The sequence below is a fragment of the Pseudomonas sp. 44 R 15 genome, assembly GCF_900004965.1.
In the GTDB taxonomy this organism is placed as follows: domain Bacteria; phylum Pseudomonadota; class Gammaproteobacteria; order Pseudomonadales; family Pseudomonadaceae; genus Aquipseudomonas; species Aquipseudomonas orientalis_A.
In genome coordinates this window covers 64,405-79,432 of sequence record NZ_CVTU01000110.1, presented here as the reverse complement: position 1 = coordinate 79,432, position 15,028 = coordinate 64,405, and the positions used below count along the sequence as shown (strand labels likewise).

The window sequence follows — 15,028 nt, the reverse complement described above, 5'->3', positions numbered from 1 at the left end:
TGTTTCTCACGGTTGCTTCTTGTCATGGCAAGAAGCGTAGGGTCTTTACTGGCCAAGCGTGTAACGCCTGGCCAGACCTCATTATTCGCCGACGCTGATCTTCAGGCCGGCCGCTATGGCAAAGGGTGTCAGGGTTACCGCCAGGGCGGCCAGGCTGCCAAGCCACAGGAGGTAACCGGTCACCGGCATCCCCATCAGCGCGGCCTGCAACGCACCGCTGCCGAGGATCAAAACCGGGATGTACAAAGGCAGAATCAGCAGGGCCAGTAACAGGCCACCGCGCTTCAAACCGACGGTCAACGCTGCGCCCACCGCCCCCAACAGGCTGAGCACCGGCGTACCGAGCAACAAGGACAGGAGCAGCACCGGCAAGCATTCGACGGGCAAGCCCAGCATCAGCGCCAGCAGCGGCGAAAGCAAGACCAGCGCGAGGCCGGAAAAAGCCCAGTGTGCCAGCACCTTGGCCAGTACCAGAAGTGGCAACGGGTGCGACGAAAGGACCCACTGTTCCAGGGAGCCGTCCTCGAAATCACTGCGAAACAGCCCGTCCAGCGAGAGCAGCACGGACAAAAGCGCCGCGACCCACACCAGTCCCGGGGACAAGGTTTGCAACAGTTTAGTCTCGGGACCGACCGCCAACGGGAACAAGGCGATCACGATGGCAAAGAACACCAGCGGGTTGGCCAGTTCGGCCGGGCGACGACACAACAGGCGTGCTTCGCGGGCAACCAACAGGGCGAATACGCTCATGCCGACCACCGCCCTAGGTCCAGCTCACGGTAACCGGCGGGCAGGCGGGTCAGGCTGTGGTGGGTGGTGAGCAGCACCGTACCGCCCTGCTCACAGTGCCTCGCCAGGTGCTCCTCGAGCTGGGCGACCCCGTGTTTATCGAGCGCGGTGAAGGGTTCGTCGAGGATCCACAGCGGCGGGCCCGGCAGGTACAAACGGGCCAGGGCCACCCGGCGCTGCTGGCCGGCGGACAGGGTGTGGCAGGGAACATCTTCAAAGCCCTTCAGGCCCACGGCAGCCAGGGCCTGCCAAATGGCGTCACGGCTGGCGCGGTGATGCAGGGCGCTGAGCCAACTGAGGTTTTCTTCGGCCGTGAGCACGTCCTTGATACCGGCGGCATGACCGATCCACACGAGACTGCGCGCCAGTTCTGTGCGCTGTTCGGCGAGAGGCTTGCCGTTGAGGCGCACAACCCCGGCCGTCGGCTGCATCAGCCCGGCCAGCAAGCGCAACAGGCTGGTCTTGCCGCTGCCGTTGGGCCCGCTGACCTGCACCATGTCACCGCCCGCCAGGCGCAGGTCGAGGTGCTCGAACAGCAGGCGCAGGTCGCGTTCGCAGGAGAGCGCTAGGGCTTCAAGAAGAGGGCTGGTCAAGAGATCGCGGGCCTTTACGGTTCAAGTCGGCGGTGCAGCGGCCGTTATAGTAAAGGAGCACAATAACGGCTTTGGCGACCGATTTTAGAGAGCTGGATCAAATAGTTGTGAGGTTTTTACCGCTCTCTTTGCAGACGGGCGGCATTATACATGCGATGCCCCACGCTAACATGCGATGCCCTACGCTAGAGAGAGCAATTTCCCCAGAGACGATGCGCACCATGACCGGCGAGATCAACCTTCCTACGCTTCCTCCCACCCCGTCAGCCGGGCAAAGCCCCGCGCCTGCGCCCGGGGCACTGCTCAAACTGCTGGAGCCGCAGACCGGGCTGATCGACCCTGGGAAAACCGCGAATGCTGAAGTCATTGCCCTTAAACAAGGCGGTGAAGCCTTTCAGTTGCTGCTCAAGCTGACCCTGGACGGCGGCCGCCAGACACTGGTGCAGGCCAGCAGCGCCCAGCCCTTGCCCTTGGGCAGCAATGTGGCGGTGAGCCAGACGCCGGCGGGCAACCTGACCCTCAGCCTGCAACAGGCCTTGAGTGCCAACATCGCTGCCCTCACCCGCATCGACACCGCCAAGGTCCCGGAAGGTACGCTGTTGCAAGCCAAGGTACTGACCACCCAGATGCTGCCTCAGGGCACGGCGCAACCGGCGATTTATCGTTCGTTGGTGACGGTGCTGAATAACGCCTTGGCGGGCGCGACACTGACGGTGGAAAGCCCACAACCGCTGCGCGTGGGCAGTTTGCTCAGCGCAGTGGTGCAGAACGCGCAGACCCTCAATTTCGTGCCGCTGAGCGGGCTCAAGGATCAATTGGCGGTCACCCAGCAACTGTCGACCCAGCAAAGTCGCCAGGGCTCCCTGGATGCGGTCTTCACCGCCCTGCAAAACCTGCCCCGTGGCGACAGCACGTCCGCCGACCTGCGCGCCGCCGCCGACCGTCTTCTCGCTGCATTGCCCGACCTGGCACAGGTCAGTAACCCCAAAGTCCTGGCTCAAGTGATCCAGAACAGCGGCGCCTTTCTGGAAGCCAGATTACTCGCTGGGCAGAATCCCCAGATACCGCCACTGGACATGAAGGGCGCACTGCTGCGCCTTGTCGCGGACTTACTGCCCGCCCTGCCCGCCAGTACCAACCTGAACGCCATTCTTGCGGCCAACACGCTGGCCCATGTATTGCCCAACTTTGTGCGCAGCCCACTGAATACGCTGGGCCAGGTCAGCGCGCGGCAGGCCCCGGTCAGCTTTCCACTGCCCGAGCGGCTGATGGCCAAGCTTGAAGGCGAAGGCGACCTGGAAAACCTGCTGCGCCTGGCCGCCGGGGCGATCGCCCGATTGCAGAGCCATCAGCTGTCGAGCCTGGAACAGACCGGCACCACCGCTGACGGCCGCCTGCAAACCACCTGGCAACTGGAAATCCCGATGCGCAGCCTGCAGGACATCGTCCCATTGCAGGTGAAGTTCCAGCGCGAGGAGCCGGCGCCCGACAAGGAGCAACCCGAGCACAAAGACCGCAAAGACGCCAAACACATGCTCTGGCGCGTCGAACTGGCGTTCGATATGGAACCGCTGGGGCCGTTGCAGGTGCAGGCGCAATTGACCCAGGGCAAACTCTCCAGCCAGTTGTGGGCCACCCGTGCCTTCACCGCCAGCCTGATCGAAAATCACCTGGGCAGCCTACGCGAGCGCCTGGTGGCATCCGGGCTTGACGTCGGCGACCTGGATTGCCACCTCGGCAGCCCGCCGCGCGGGCCAAAAACCGGACTGGAACAACGCTGGGTGGATGAAACCGCATGAAGAACGCTGCCCCTCCCCGCCAGGCGATTGCCCTCAAGTACGATGGCCAACAAGCGCCCACCCTGACCGCCAAGGGCGATGAGGCCCTGGCTGAAGCGATCCTCAAGCTGGCGCGGGAAAACGAAGTGCCCATCTATGAAAATGCCGAGTTGGTGAAGCTGCTGGCGCGCATGGAGCTGGGCGACAGTATTCCAGAGGAGTTGTACCGCACGGTGGCGGAGATCATTGCGTTCGCGTGGACGCTGAAGGGCAAGTTCCCGGTGGGGTACGACCCGGATGCGGGGCCGGTGGAGCGCGATGTCACCGAGCGTGGGGATGATTACTGAGTAATCCACAAGCTACCGGCCAGTCAAGCGTACATCGCCGTCTGTAGGAGCGAGGGGGGCGCCTAGCTCTTGCTCGCGAAAAACCTCAACGATAACGCGTGCTTTCTGAATGAACGCAGCGCCTGTGAGTTTTTCGCGAGCAAGCTCGCTCCTACAAAAAGCCTTAAGGCAAGCCCCCTCCCACATTCAGATCCAGGTCAGTTCAGAACTTCGCTCAGGGGAATGAAATTGACCCGGTCGCCGACGGCCAACGTGGTCCCTTCCACCACTTCCACAAACCCTTCAGCCCACGCCGCGCTGCGCAGCACACCGGAGCTCTGGTTGTGGTAGATGATCGCCTTGCCCTGCTCGATGCGCCCGCGCAAGTACTCGCGACGGTTGCCGGGCCTGGCCCAGACGAACCCGGCCGGCACGTCGAACCGCAATGGCTGCACATCCTCCACACCCAGGCGGCGCAGCAGGTAAGGCCGAGCCAACAACGCAAATGTCACCAGGGTCGACGCGGGGTTACCGGGCAGGCCGATCACCGGCACGCCACGAAAATGCCCGAAGGTCAGCGGCTTGCCCGGCTTGATCGCCAGTTTCCACAGCGCCAGCTCGCCCTCTTCACGCAGGGCAATGCCCAAAAAATCCGCCTCGCCCACCGACACACCGCCCGTGGACAGGATCAAGTCGACGCTGCCCAGTCCGGCCAACCGCGTGCGGGTCTGTTCCAGGTCGTCGGGCAGGATGCCAGCATCGATCACTTCGCAGCCCATGCGCGTCAGGCAACTGCACAGCACGCGGCGGTTGCTGTTGTAGATCTGGCCCGGCCCCAGGGGCAATCCAGGCTCGATCAGCTCATCGCCGGTCGACAGCACAGCCACCCGCGCACGTCGCGCCACCTCGAGGCGATCACGCCCAAGCGAAGCAGCCAGGCCCAGCTCAATCGGGCCCAGGCGCGTACCTGCGGCCAGTACCAACTCGCCGACCGTGGTTTCCTGGCCTTGCGGGCGGATGTTCTGACCCGCTTGCAACGGCTCGCTGAAACTCACGCGCTCGTCGCTGTGAACGGTCGCGTTTTCCTGCATTTCGACGCAGTCCGCGCCCTGAGGCACCGGCGCCCCCGTAAAGATGCGCGCACAGGTGCCGGGCGCCAACAGCTCAGGCGCAGTGCCGGCGAAAATACGTTGGCTGACCGGCAACGGCGCGCCGGCCCAGTCTGAGACGCGCAGGGCATAGCCATCCATGGCACTGTTGGGCCAGGGTGGCAGGTCGAGGGTGGAGACCAGGTCCTGCGCCAATACGCGGCCATCGCACTCGGCCAGGCGCACGGTTTCGTGCTCGCGGATCGGCGCGGCGTCGGCCATGTCCAGCAAACGCTGCAAAGCCGCTTCCACCGGCATCAAGGCGCCGGTTTTGCCGGGCTTATCCACGGGTTTCACAGGGCTGGGCCTGCTTCAGGTGCGGCACGAAATTGCACGGCCGATGACGGTTGTCCAGTTGTTCAGCCAGAATACCGTCCCAACCGGTGCGCACGGCATTGGTGGAGCCCGGCAGGCAGCACACCAGGGTGCCATTGGCCAGGCCGGCCAGGGCGCGCGATTGCACCGTGGAGGTGCCGATATCGGCCACCGATATCTGGCGGAACAGCTCGCCAAACCCATCGACCTGCTTGTCCAACAGGCAGCTCACCGCTTCGGGTGTGCTGTCGCGGCCGGTAAAGCCGGTGCCGCCGGTGATCAGCACCACCTGCACCACGTCTTCGGCGATCCAGTGGGCGACCTGGGCGCGGATTTTGTAAAGGTCGTCCTTGAGCAGCACGCGCTCGGCCAGGGTATGGCCGGCGGCGGTCAGGCGGTCGACGAAGACCTGGCCCGAGGTGTCTGTGTCCAGGGTGCGGGTGTCGCTGACGGTCAATACAGCGATATTCAGAGGTACGAAAGGCGCATCAGCCTTGGCTTTCATGGCACGGTCCGGTTGTCGAAGGAACAGCCCGATGTTATATCACAAGCCTCTGTTTACCTGCCGCAGCGGAACCCTCATGCCCCTTGAATCCTTACCCCTGCCCTGCTCGATTCTGTTGCTGGCCGGCGGTCGTGGCCAGCGCATGGGCGGCCAGGACAAAGGCCTGCTGGAGTGGCACGGCCAGCCCTTGATTGCGCACCTGCAACGCCTGGCACGGCCGCTCACGGACGACCTGATCATCTCGTGCAACCGCAACCATGAGCGGTATGCAGCCTATGCCGATCAACTGGTGAGCGACGACAGCGCGGATTTTCCCGGACCACTTGCCGGTATCCGCGCGGGACTCTTCGCCGCACGCCATGGGCATCTGCTGATCCTGCCCTGCGATGTGCCGCACATCGATGGGCGATTGCTGGCCGACCTGCGTGCGACAGCACGACTCAACCGGCAGGTTCCGGTGATGGTCCGCCATGGCGAGTTCTGGGAACCCTTGCTGTGCATCATCCCTGTCGCCTTGAAGGATCAGGTGGAGCAGGCCTGGCAAGCTGGCGAACGCAGCCCGCGTAAAATCCTGCTGCAGCTGGGCGCCGTGGGCCTGGAATGCGCGGCCGATGACCCACGCCTGGCCAACCTCAATACACCGGACCTGTTGCACACAAGGCCTGGCGTGTCAGAATGAGTCTTGCATCAGGAACTTTGCCGGCGTTGCACACGTCACAAGGTCAGCATTTTAAAAGCATTCTCTCGGAGACAAACTCATGACTCAACGGACCATCGCCGCTCTCATGCTTGCACTGGGCCTCGCCACCCTCGCCGGTTGCGCCTCGCCGACAGTGATCACCCTGAATGACGGTCGCGAAATCCAGGCCGTCGACACCCCGAAATTTGACGAAGATTCGGGCTTCTATGAATTCCAACAGCTTGACGGCAAGCGCACCCGCATCAACAAGGATCAGGTTCGCACCGTTAAAGACCTGTAAGCCTTACCGCTTGCCCACAAGGCCCGCCTCGCGCGGGCCTTGTCGTTTGCGGCGCTTACCAGTCCAGGGTGAGTTCACTGCGAAAGCTGCGTTCCTGGCCGCTGACCGGGTCGATGAAACGCACGCCCTGGGCCAGCAACTTGAGCGGGTTGGCGTAATCGTCCTTGGCGTCCTTGATCACCTCGGGATAGAACGGGTCATTGCAGATACTCGCGCCGAGCGCGGTCATGTGCACACGCAACTGGTGCTTCTTGCCGGTGACCGGGAACAGGCCATAGCGCCATAGATCGCCGTGTTTTTCGCGCACCTGCACCGCCGTTTCGGTATTGCTGGCACCGGGGCCTTCCTGCATGCGGAAGAAAGGCTCACCGTCCACCAGCCGGCTCTTGTGCACCAGCGGGAACGTCAGGTCAGGCAAGGCCGGGGCAATGGCTTCGTAGAATTTATCGATACGCCGCGTGGGAAACAGTTGCTGATAAGCCGCGCGGGTGGCGGGATTGGCCGAGAACAGCACCAGCCCTGCGGTATGCCGGTCAATGCGATGCAGGGGCACCAGGGCGGGGTTGTCCAGGCGCCGGATCAAACGGCGCAACAGCGTCTGCTCGACATACTCGCCCGCAGGGGTCACCGGCAGGAAATGCGGCTTGTCGGCCACCACCAGATGCTCATCGGCGTACAGGATGGTTTCCTCTACGGGAATCACTTTCTCGTTGGGCACTTCACGAAAGTAATGGATGCACAGGCCTTCCTTGTAAGCCAGACCCAGGCTGATGGGCTGCCCATTGCCATCGAGCACCCGGCCACGGGCAATGCGGTCCAGCCATTGTTCACGGGCAATCGCCGGGAAATGCTCGCACAGGCAATCAAGCACCGTTGCCCACGGACCAGGCGGCAGGTACAAGGTGCTGGCTTGGTGCTGTGAAGGGGAAAAACCGGAAGTGGACATGCAGATGCTCAAAGCCTGGAAATAAACAGGCGGGCATTATCCCGCATGGCGCGGGATTGAGCCTAGGAGAGATCTCAGACCTTGGCCAGTTGCACGCGCAAAACCGGTGAAGCGCTCGCCGCCTCGGTAAACTCCTTGAGCCAGCGCAGTACGTCCACGGCCTCCCAACGGCCCGGGTCGTACAGTGCGTAGAGCAGGCCCTGATAGCCCACCACATCCAGCTGCTTGTGATAACCGGCACGCTGGAACAGCGCTTCGATTTCCGCGAAACAGGTGTTGAAATGCACCTTGTTGAAGGGCGTCTTGCCTTCCGTGACCAGGCCATCGAGGCGCAGCTCGTTCACCGCATCGCGCACGATGTCGGCGGACATGCGATTGACGCTGCTTTTCAGTTGTTCGACATTCACCACGGGCGTTCCCTCTATTCAATCGCTGTACAAACATACAGTAACGTAATATTCGGAAACTCGCCATCGCATAAACGTCAGCGCAGGAAGGCAACCACCTGCTCGGTGTCGAACGGCCAGTCCAACTCAGCCCCCGTGTCCACCCGCCTGAGCACCGGAATCCGCAGGCCGTAGACCTCGGTCAGGTCGTCGGGATCGGTGATATCCACCAGCTCCACGAGCAACCCGTGCTCGACGAGCGGCATGATTTCGGCTTCGGCAATTTCACACAGATGGCAACCCAGGGTGCCGAACAGCTGGCATTCAGCAAGCATGGCAAATGCACTCGGATGGAAAACACCTCACCATTCTAAGCCCAACGCGGCCCGCAAAGGCGCTTGATCACGCCATATACCCGCAGGCCGCCGACCAGCGCGACGGCGACGCCAAAGGCGGTACCTATTTGCGCGAGTTTGAGTTAATTAGAGTAAGGTTTTTCAAGGCTTGCGCCGCGACCGCCCGGATTGAGCTTTGCCCCCAGGGCGTGCGCACCAGGGCAAAGCAAAAGCGGTACCACACAATCGCAGTGAACCTTCGGCAAACCCCGCGACTCGAAACCACACGTACAGAACAGCCACACGGAGATAACCATGGCCGGTAAATCAGCAAAGACTGCTCAAGAAATACTGATGGCGGATTTTCAGACCCTCGTCGCCGATACCGAAAGGTTGCTCGACGACACCGCCGTCCTGGCCGGTGACCAGGCCGATGAGCTGCGTACCAGGATCCATGAAAGCCTGCTCAAGGCTCGCGAAACCCTGCAGTTGACCGAAGACTCCCTGCGTGAGCGCGGCCAGGCGGCTATCACTGCAACGGAAGACTACGTGCAGGCCAACCCGTGGCAGTCCGTCGGCATCGCTGCCGGCGTAGGCTTTTTGATCGGTCTGCTGGCTACCAGGCGCTAATATCATGGCTATCGACGAATCCAGCTCGTCAAAGGGCGCAGGTACCACTTCCCGCCGACTGGGCGCTGCCGTCCTCGGCTTATTGCACAGCCATGTCGAACTCTTCGGCATCGAGTTGCAGGAGCAGAAGGCACGCACTGTCAGCCTGCTGCTGTTCGCCGGCCTGGCGTTGGTGTTTGCCCTGCTGCTGTTGGTAGGGTTATCGACACTGGTCATGATCCTGGTGTGGGACACCGGCTACCGCCTCACCGGCATCATCTGTCTGTGTGTGTTCTACACCCTGGCCGCAGCGTTCTGCGGGGTACGCTTGAAAGCGGCGGTGTTCGATGAGTCCACGCCTTTCCATGCCACCCTCGAAGAACTGGCCAATGACCGGGAGCGCCTGTTGCCATGAGCCTGCCTGAACCGCAAAACACGTCCCGTCGGGAAATGCGCAAGGCGTTGATTCGCCTGCGCATGGAAATGCACCGTCAGGAAATCCGTCATGAATCCCAGCAACTCATGGCGCCCCTGCACAGAGTGCGCGACATGCGTCACAACTGGCAGGACAGCCTGGGCATCAAGCACGCGCCGCTGTGGGGCGTGGCGGCGGTGACCCTGATGGGGTTCTTTACCGGCAAAGGCGCCAAGGGCGGCAGTATCAGCAGCGTAACGCGCCTGGTACGGCTGGGGGCCGGGTTGATTCCGCTGATCAAGCTGGCCATGCAAGGCGCCTCGCGCAAACGATAAGCCCCGCTCGTTCAACACCACGTCCTGACCGCCGGGCCATTTGCGCAACGGCGGTTAGGGCTTGTTGTTCATCGCTGTCGAAACAATCGACTTCAACATTTGCGCTTGCCCCGCCTGCGTGGAAACGGGAAGCTGCAACTGTCATTTACCGTACGGAGCGTACCCGCCTTGGATTGGCCCACCCTGTTGACCCGCGAACGTCTTGGCAAGCCGCTGCACAGCCCTGAAGAACTGGGCCGCAGCCCTTTCCACAAAGACCATGACCGCATTATTTTCTCTGGCGCTTTCCGGCGCCTGGGCCGCAAGACCCAAGTGCATCCGGTGACGAGCAACGACCATATCCACACGCGCCTGACCCACTCGCTGGAAGTCAGTTGTGTGGGGCGCTCCCTTGGCATGCGCGTCGGCGAAACGCTGCGCGGTGCCCTCCCCGACTGGTGCGATCCGAGCGATCTGGGCATGGTGGTGCAATCGGCCTGCCTGGCCCATGACATCGGCAACCCTCCCTTCGGGCACTCCGGCGAAGATGCGATTCGCCACTGGTTCCAGCAGGCCGCCGGGCGCGGCTGGCTGGATGACATGAGCGGTGCCGAACGCAATGACTTCCTCAACTTCGAAGGCAATGCCCAGGGTTTCCGCGTGCTGACCCAGCTTGAGTATCACCAATTCGACGGCGGCACGCGGCTGACCTATGCCACCTTGGGCACCTACCTCAAGTACCCCTGGACTGCCCGCCACGCGGACTCGTTGGGTTACAAGAAACACAAGTTCGGCTGCTACCAGAGTGAGTTGCCGATTCTGGAGCAGATCGCGCAAAAACTCGGCCTGCCTCAACTGGAGGAACAACGCTGGGCGCGCCACCCGCTGGTGTACTTGATGGAGGCCGCCGACGACATCTGCTATGCGTTGATCGACCTGGAAGATGGCCTGGAAATGGAGTTGCTGGAGTACGCCGAAGTCGAGTCACTGCTGCTCGACCTGGTGGGTGATGACCTGCCGCAGACGTATCGACAATTAGGCGCGTCGGACTCCCGCCGTCGCAAGTTGGCAATCCTGCGCGGCAAGGCCATTGAGCACCTGACCAACGCGGCGGCGCGTGCCTTCGTCGAACAGCAGGACGCGCTGCTTGCCGGCACCCTGCCTGGCGATCTGGTGGAACACATGCACGGTCCGGCAAAGCGTTGCGTACTGGATGCCAAGGACATGGCGCGCAAGAAAATCTTCCAGGACAAGCGCAAGACCCTGCATGAAATCGGCGCCTACACCACCCTGGAGATTCTGCTGAACGCATTTTGCGGTGCGGCCCTGGAGCAACACGGCGGGCGCACGCCGTCGTTCAAGAACCGGCGCATCCTCGACTTGCTGGGCAACAGCGCGCCGGACCCCGCCTGGTCGTTACATGCCTCGTTCCTGCGCATGATCGACTTCATCGCCGGCATGACCGACAGCTATGCCACCGAGATGGCGCGGGAAATGACCGGGCGCTCCAGTCCTCAATAACGTCCTGACCACGCCGCCCTGCGCCCTAAAGGAATTGCCCTACGATGGGAACAGAGCGGCCTGATCGAATTCGTACATATTCCCGAGGAATAATCACGCACGCCGCCGTGAACCAGACGAGCAACCCCCACGCTCCCATCGATGCTTGACTTACTGTGTGCTCTTTATGCCCAGACACCCCCTTCGTATTCTTCTGGTGGAGGATCATCCCTTTCAACTCCTGGCCACCCAGTGCCTGCTGAGAAGCTTTGGTTTCGACCAGCTCACCCCCGTGGAAAATGCGGAGCAGGCCATACGCACAATGACTCAGTGCAAGTTCTCTTACGACTTGATGTTATGCGACCAATGCCTGCCTGACCTGCCCGGTCTGGAACTGGTGGAAATCGCCAGCCGCGGTCAATTTATTACCAGTGCGATTCTATTGAGCAGTCTCCCAGCGACGGAACTGCTCAAACTGACCACACAAGCTGCGCAGCGCAACCTTCCACTGCTGGGCTGTTTGTCAAAACCGTTAAACAGAGATGAACTTGCAAGTTTAATGGTCTTGACTTAACCCCTGTCAAAGTAAGAACTTTAACCTTATCAACTGCGAAAAATAACGTAATCATCGTCGCAAAACGCTTTTGACCGCTGGCCATGCCAGACACCCTGAAAGCCCAAACATCAAGTTTCACAATTACCGATCGACTTGTAGGATTCTACCTTTTTTGACGTAGGAAACTTCCTGTTTTGTACTTGTTCACCTCTCGCTTCATGCTGCTGCCGCTTCTTCTGAGCTAATGTGACCGCTTTATTTGCACCTGCATGGAATTTGATTATGAACACCGTTTTTATTATCGACGACCACCCCGTTATACGGCTTGCCATCAGAATGTTACTGGAACACGAAGGCTACAAAGTCGTTGGAGAAACGGATAACGGATGCGATGCCATACAAATGGTCCGCGAATGCCTGCCCGACCTGGTAGTCCTGGATATCAGCATCCCGAAACTTGACGGCCTCGAAGTGCTCTGCCGATTCAACGCCATGAACACTTCGATGAAAACCCTGGTGCTCACGGCCCAGTGCCCAACCCTGTTTGCCACGCGCTGCATGCGTTCCGGCGCTGACGGTTATGTCTGCAAGGAAGGCGACCTGACCGAACTGCTGAGCGCCATTCGTGCCGTACTTTCCGGTTACAACTACTTCCCCAGCCAGGCATTGAATGCAAATGGAACCGAAGGCGCGGACACTCAGGAGCTGGAACTGTTCAAAGCCGTTAACGACCGGGAACTCATGGTCCTGCAACTTTTTGCACAAGGTCGCACTAATAAGGAAATAGCCAAAGGCATGTTCCTGAGCAATAAAACAGTCAGCACCTATAAAAAGCGTTTAATGCAAAAACTAAAAGCCCAATCTTTAGTTGAGCTTATCGAGATGGCAAAACGAAACGCGCTAGTGTGAGAAAACGGATGCCCAGCCGTATCAAGGACTATTTGATCATATTGAGTGCCAGCTTGTACTTCAGCACCGCCGTGCTCGCGGACTCCTCCATCCCCCCACAACATTTCACCTTATTGAGCCGCGCGGGAACCGTTCAACTGGACACTCGACTGGACAGGGCCCAGCGCCAGTGGCTGCAGTACAAGCGCGAGCTGGTACTGGGTACTGCCGCGCCTGACTACCCGCCGTTCGACCTCACCTCCAGTGGCCGCGACTACGAGGGGCTCACGGCAGATTATGCGGGTCTGCTGGCCAAGGCGCTCGCCATACCGGTCAAGGTCCTGCGTTACCCTTCCCGTTTGTCCGCCATTGAAGCCCTTGAAGCCGGCGACATTGACTTGCTGGGCTCCTCCAATGGCTTTGAGGCCGCAAACCCCCATCTCACACTGTCGGCCCCTTATGCCGTGGACCAGCCGGTACTGGTCACTCGCGAAGGAGAAACCCGCAGTCTCGGCAATGGCCTGGAAGGGTTGCGCTTGAGCCTGGTTTACCATTACCTGCCCCTCGACGAGGTGGAGAAGCTGTACCCCAAGGCAGATATCCGCCCCTATCCCTCTTATCAGAATGCGCTGAATGCCGTGGCATTCGACCAGGCAGATGTGTTTCTGGGCGACACCATTTCCACCCATTTCATGATTAACAAGGGCTACCTCAAGAACATTCGCATGGCCAATTTCGGCAAGCATGAGGCTTACGGTTTCAGCTTCGCCCTGCGCCACGACAACCTGATTCTCTTGAGCATTGTCGACACGGTGCTGGCGGCTGTGCCCATCAACGAACGCGACAGCATCGCCAAGCGCTGGAGCGCCGGCAGCGATATCCTGCTGACCGACAAGAAACTGCAACTGACTCCGCGCGAAGAACGCTGGTTGAAGGCCAATCCGGTTGTGAAGGTTGTCGTCAATGAAACCTTTGCCCCCCTCACCTTCTTCGACGCGGAGGGCAACTTTCGCGGTATCACCGCTGACCTCCTTGAACTCATTCGCTTGCGGACCGGCTTGCGTTTCGCGGTTCAGCGCGGGCGTGAGGTCGACGATATGATCGAGCAGGTCGCCGCACAGAATGTCGACATCATCGGGGCCATCGTGCCGAGTAACCAACGGGAGGCGCAGTTGAGTTTCAGCCGCCCCTACCTGGAAAACTCCTATGTGCTGCTGACCCGCAAAGAGCCTGGAGCGCCCCTGAACCTGGAGCAGATGACGGACAAGCGCCTGGCGGTGACCCAAGGTACCCCACTGGTCGATACCTTGCGCAAGGACTATCCCCGCATTCAACTGGTGGAAACCGGCGATACCTTCAGGGCATCCGAGTTGCTCGCACAAGGGCAAGTGGACGGCGCTGTGAACACGCTGCTGATCGCCAACTACTTCCTGTCCTCGAAAGTGTTCCGCGACAAGTTGCAGATCACTACCACCATCGGCACCAGCCCGGCGACGTTCGCCCTGGCCACATCCCGCCATGCCACCGAATTGAGCTCGATCCTCGACAAAGCGCTGCTCAGTATCGCCCCGGATGAAATGGGCGTGATCAACAGCCGCTGGCGCGGCTACACCGTCGAGTCCGACAGCTATTGGCGCAATTACAACCAGCTGATTGCCAGGATCGTCATCGGAACCGGGTTGTTGCTCCTGGTTTCGCTGACCTGGAACGCCTACATGCGCCGCCAGATCAGGCAACGAAAAATGGCCGAGCGCGCCCTCAACGACCAGTTCGAGTTCATGCGCGCGCTGGTCAACGAAACGCCACACCCCATCTATGTACGCGATCGTAACGGCTTGCTGCAAACCTGCAATGACAGCTACCTGCAGACATTCGATGTCAAGCGAGAGGAGGTGATCGGCAAAAGCGTGACCCAGATGAACATGGCCCTGGCGCCCGAAGCAGCGCAGTACCATGCCGATTACCTGCGGGTGGTGGCCGAGGGCACGCCCTTGATCCTGGACCGCACCCTGCATATCCATGAGAGGAAGCTGACGATCTACCACTGGATCCTGCCCTACCGCGACTCCATCGGCGAAGTCCAGGGCATCATTGGCGGCTGGATCGACATCAGTGAACGGCGCCAGTTGTTTGATGAGCTGCGTGCCGCCAAGGAACGCGCCGATGAGGCCAACCGCGCCAAAAGCACCTTCCTTGCCACCATGAGCCACGAGATACGCACGCCGATGAACGCGGTGATCGGCATGCTGGAACTGACGCTCAAGCGCGCCGACCAGGGCCATCTCGACCGGCCGGCGATAGAAGTGGCGTACAACTCGGCCAAGGATCTACTGGAGCTGATCGGCGATATTCTCGATATCAAGGGTTTTGCTATTTACACCAGTCGTCAAACAAGCACAACTCTTAGTAGGACATAGACATGATCATCCTTCACATTCTGATGATCATCAGTAGAAACACAAGCATTCGAAAAATTATACATATACTGTAAGCATATACAAAAAAACTGATATCAATACAAAATTTTGAAGACGCATGAATTACGAACCAGTAAATCAGGACGAACGAGCATTTGAATTACCCTGTTGAAGAATTGTTGAAAACACAAAATTACATGCACAAAAAAAACCAAACAATAATAATCG

At 60.2% G+C, this 15,028-nt stretch carries 17 protein-coding genes and 1 pseudogene; 11 read left to right on the top strand and 7 right to left on the bottom strand.

The window, feature by feature from the left end:
- Nucleotides 1-81: 81 nt before the first annotated feature.
- Nucleotides 82-750 (bottom strand): heme exporter protein CcmB, encoded by a 669-nt coding sequence (ccmB, locus tag BFP93_RS20960; RefSeq protein WP_065885198.1) that lies wholly within the window; start codon nt 748-750, stop codon nt 82-84.
- Nucleotides 747-1,382 (bottom strand): cytochrome c biogenesis heme-transporting ATPase CcmA, encoded by a 636-nt coding sequence (gene ccmA, locus BFP93_RS20955; protein ID WP_065894753.1) that lies wholly within the window; start codon nt 1,380-1,382, stop codon nt 747-749. Before ccmA ends, ccmB begins: the two co-directional genes overlap by 4 nt.
- Before the next feature lie 221 nt (nt 1,383-1,603).
- Here ccmA and BFP93_RS20950 point away from each other — a divergent pair, with 221 nt between their 5' ends.
- Nucleotides 1,604-3,181, top strand: a complete 1,578-nt coding sequence (locus BFP93_RS20950) for a flagellar hook-length control protein FliK (RefSeq protein ID WP_065894810.1) — start codon at nt 1,604-1,606, stop codon at nt 3,179-3,181.
- Entirely contained in the window at nt 3,178-3,507 is a 330-nt protein-coding gene (locus BFP93_RS20945) for an EscU/YscU/HrcU family type III secretion system export apparatus switch protein (RefSeq protein WP_065885171.1), read from the top strand. Before BFP93_RS20950 ends, BFP93_RS20945 begins: the two co-directional genes overlap by 4 nt.
- 197 nt (nt 3,508-3,704) lie before the next feature.
- Here the strand turns inward: BFP93_RS20945 and glp are convergent, their stop codons facing one another.
- Both glp and moaB read right to left on the bottom strand, forming a co-directional pair.
- A complete protein-coding gene (glp, locus tag BFP93_RS20940; protein ID WP_065894751.1) occupies nt 3,705-4,931 on the bottom strand; it encodes a molybdopterin molybdotransferase MoeA in 1,227 nt (408 codons plus the stop codon).
- Nucleotides 4,915-5,454: a molybdenum cofactor biosynthesis protein B gene (gene moaB, locus BFP93_RS20935; protein ID WP_065885168.1), complete on the bottom strand. Its 540-nt coding sequence runs from the start codon at nt 5,452-5,454 to the stop codon at nt 4,915-4,917. Before moaB ends, glp begins: the two co-directional genes overlap by 17 nt.
- Nucleotides 5,455-5,530: 76 nt before the next feature.
- Here moaB and mobA point away from each other — a divergent pair, with 76 nt between their 5' ends.
- Both mobA and BFP93_RS20925 read left to right on the top strand, forming a co-directional pair.
- Nucleotides 5,531-6,133, top strand: a complete 603-nt coding sequence (gene mobA / locus BFP93_RS20930; RefSeq protein ID WP_065894809.1) for a molybdenum cofactor guanylyltransferase MobA — start codon at nt 5,531-5,533, stop codon at nt 6,131-6,133.
- A 79-nt stretch (nt 6,134-6,212) separates the two neighbouring features.
- Complete coding sequence (locus tag BFP93_RS20925) at nt 6,213-6,434, top strand: YgdI/YgdR family lipoprotein (protein WP_005786486.1); 222 nt, start codon at nt 6,213-6,215, stop codon at nt 6,432-6,434.
- Nucleotides 6,435-6,489: 55 nt separating this feature from the next.
- On the opposite strand, the gene BFP93_RS20920 is transcribed toward BFP93_RS20925, so the two are convergent.
- The 3 genes from BFP93_RS20920 to BFP93_RS20910 form a co-directional block, all read right to left on the bottom strand.
- Nucleotides 6,490-7,380: a pseudouridine synthase gene (locus BFP93_RS20920; protein WP_065894750.1), complete on the bottom strand. Its 891-nt coding sequence runs from the start codon at nt 7,378-7,380 to the stop codon at nt 6,490-6,492.
- A gap of 74 nt (nt 7,381-7,454) precedes the next feature.
- Complete coding sequence (locus BFP93_RS20915; protein ID WP_065894749.1) at nt 7,455-7,790, bottom strand: transcriptional regulator; 336 nt, start codon at nt 7,788-7,790, stop codon at nt 7,455-7,457.
- A gap of 74 nt (nt 7,791-7,864) precedes the next feature.
- A complete protein-coding gene (locus tag BFP93_RS20910; protein ID WP_065885165.1) occupies nt 7,865-8,101 on the bottom strand; it encodes a glutaredoxin family protein in 237 nt (78 codons plus the stop codon).
- Nucleotides 8,102-8,416: 315 nt separating this feature from the next.
- On the opposite strand from BFP93_RS20910, the gene BFP93_RS20900 reads away from it, so the two are divergent.
- The 7 genes and pseudogenes from BFP93_RS20900 to BFP93_RS20870 form a co-directional block, all read left to right on the top strand.
- Entirely contained in the window at nt 8,417-8,731 is a 315-nt protein-coding gene (locus tag BFP93_RS20900) for a DUF883 family protein (RefSeq protein ID WP_065885163.1), read from the top strand.
- Nucleotides 8,732-8,735: 4 nt separating this feature from the next.
- Nucleotides 8,736-9,125, top strand: coding sequence for a phage holin family protein (locus BFP93_RS20895; protein ID WP_057722765.1), 390 nt, complete (start codon nt 8,736-8,738; stop codon nt 9,123-9,125).
- The gene (locus BFP93_RS20890; RefSeq protein WP_065885162.1) at nt 9,122-9,460 is read left to right on the top strand and encodes a hypothetical protein; all 339 of its coding nucleotides are present in this window, start codon (nt 9,122-9,124) and stop codon (nt 9,458-9,460) included. Before BFP93_RS20895 ends, BFP93_RS20890 begins: the two co-directional genes overlap by 4 nt.
- Before the next feature lie 168 nt (nt 9,461-9,628).
- Nucleotides 9,629-10,960, top strand: coding sequence for a deoxyguanosinetriphosphate triphosphohydrolase (locus BFP93_RS20885; protein WP_065885161.1), 1,332 nt, complete (start codon nt 9,629-9,631; stop codon nt 10,958-10,960).
- Nucleotides 10,961-11,126: 166 nt separating this feature from the next.
- On the top strand, nt 11,127-11,513 hold the full coding sequence (locus BFP93_RS20880) for a response regulator (RefSeq protein ID WP_065894808.1): 387 nt from the start codon (nt 11,127-11,129) through the stop codon (nt 11,511-11,513).
- 264 nt (nt 11,514-11,777) lie between these two features.
- Nucleotides 11,778-12,404, top strand: coding sequence for a response regulator transcription factor (locus BFP93_RS20875; protein WP_065885160.1), 627 nt, complete (start codon nt 11,778-11,780; stop codon nt 12,402-12,404).
- An 8-nt stretch (nt 12,405-12,412) separates the two neighbouring features.
- A pseudogene (locus tag BFP93_RS20870) lies at nt 12,413-14,743 on the top strand (transporter substrate-binding domain-containing protein); the annotation flags it as partial.
- Nucleotides 14,744-15,028: the final 285 nt, after the last annotated feature.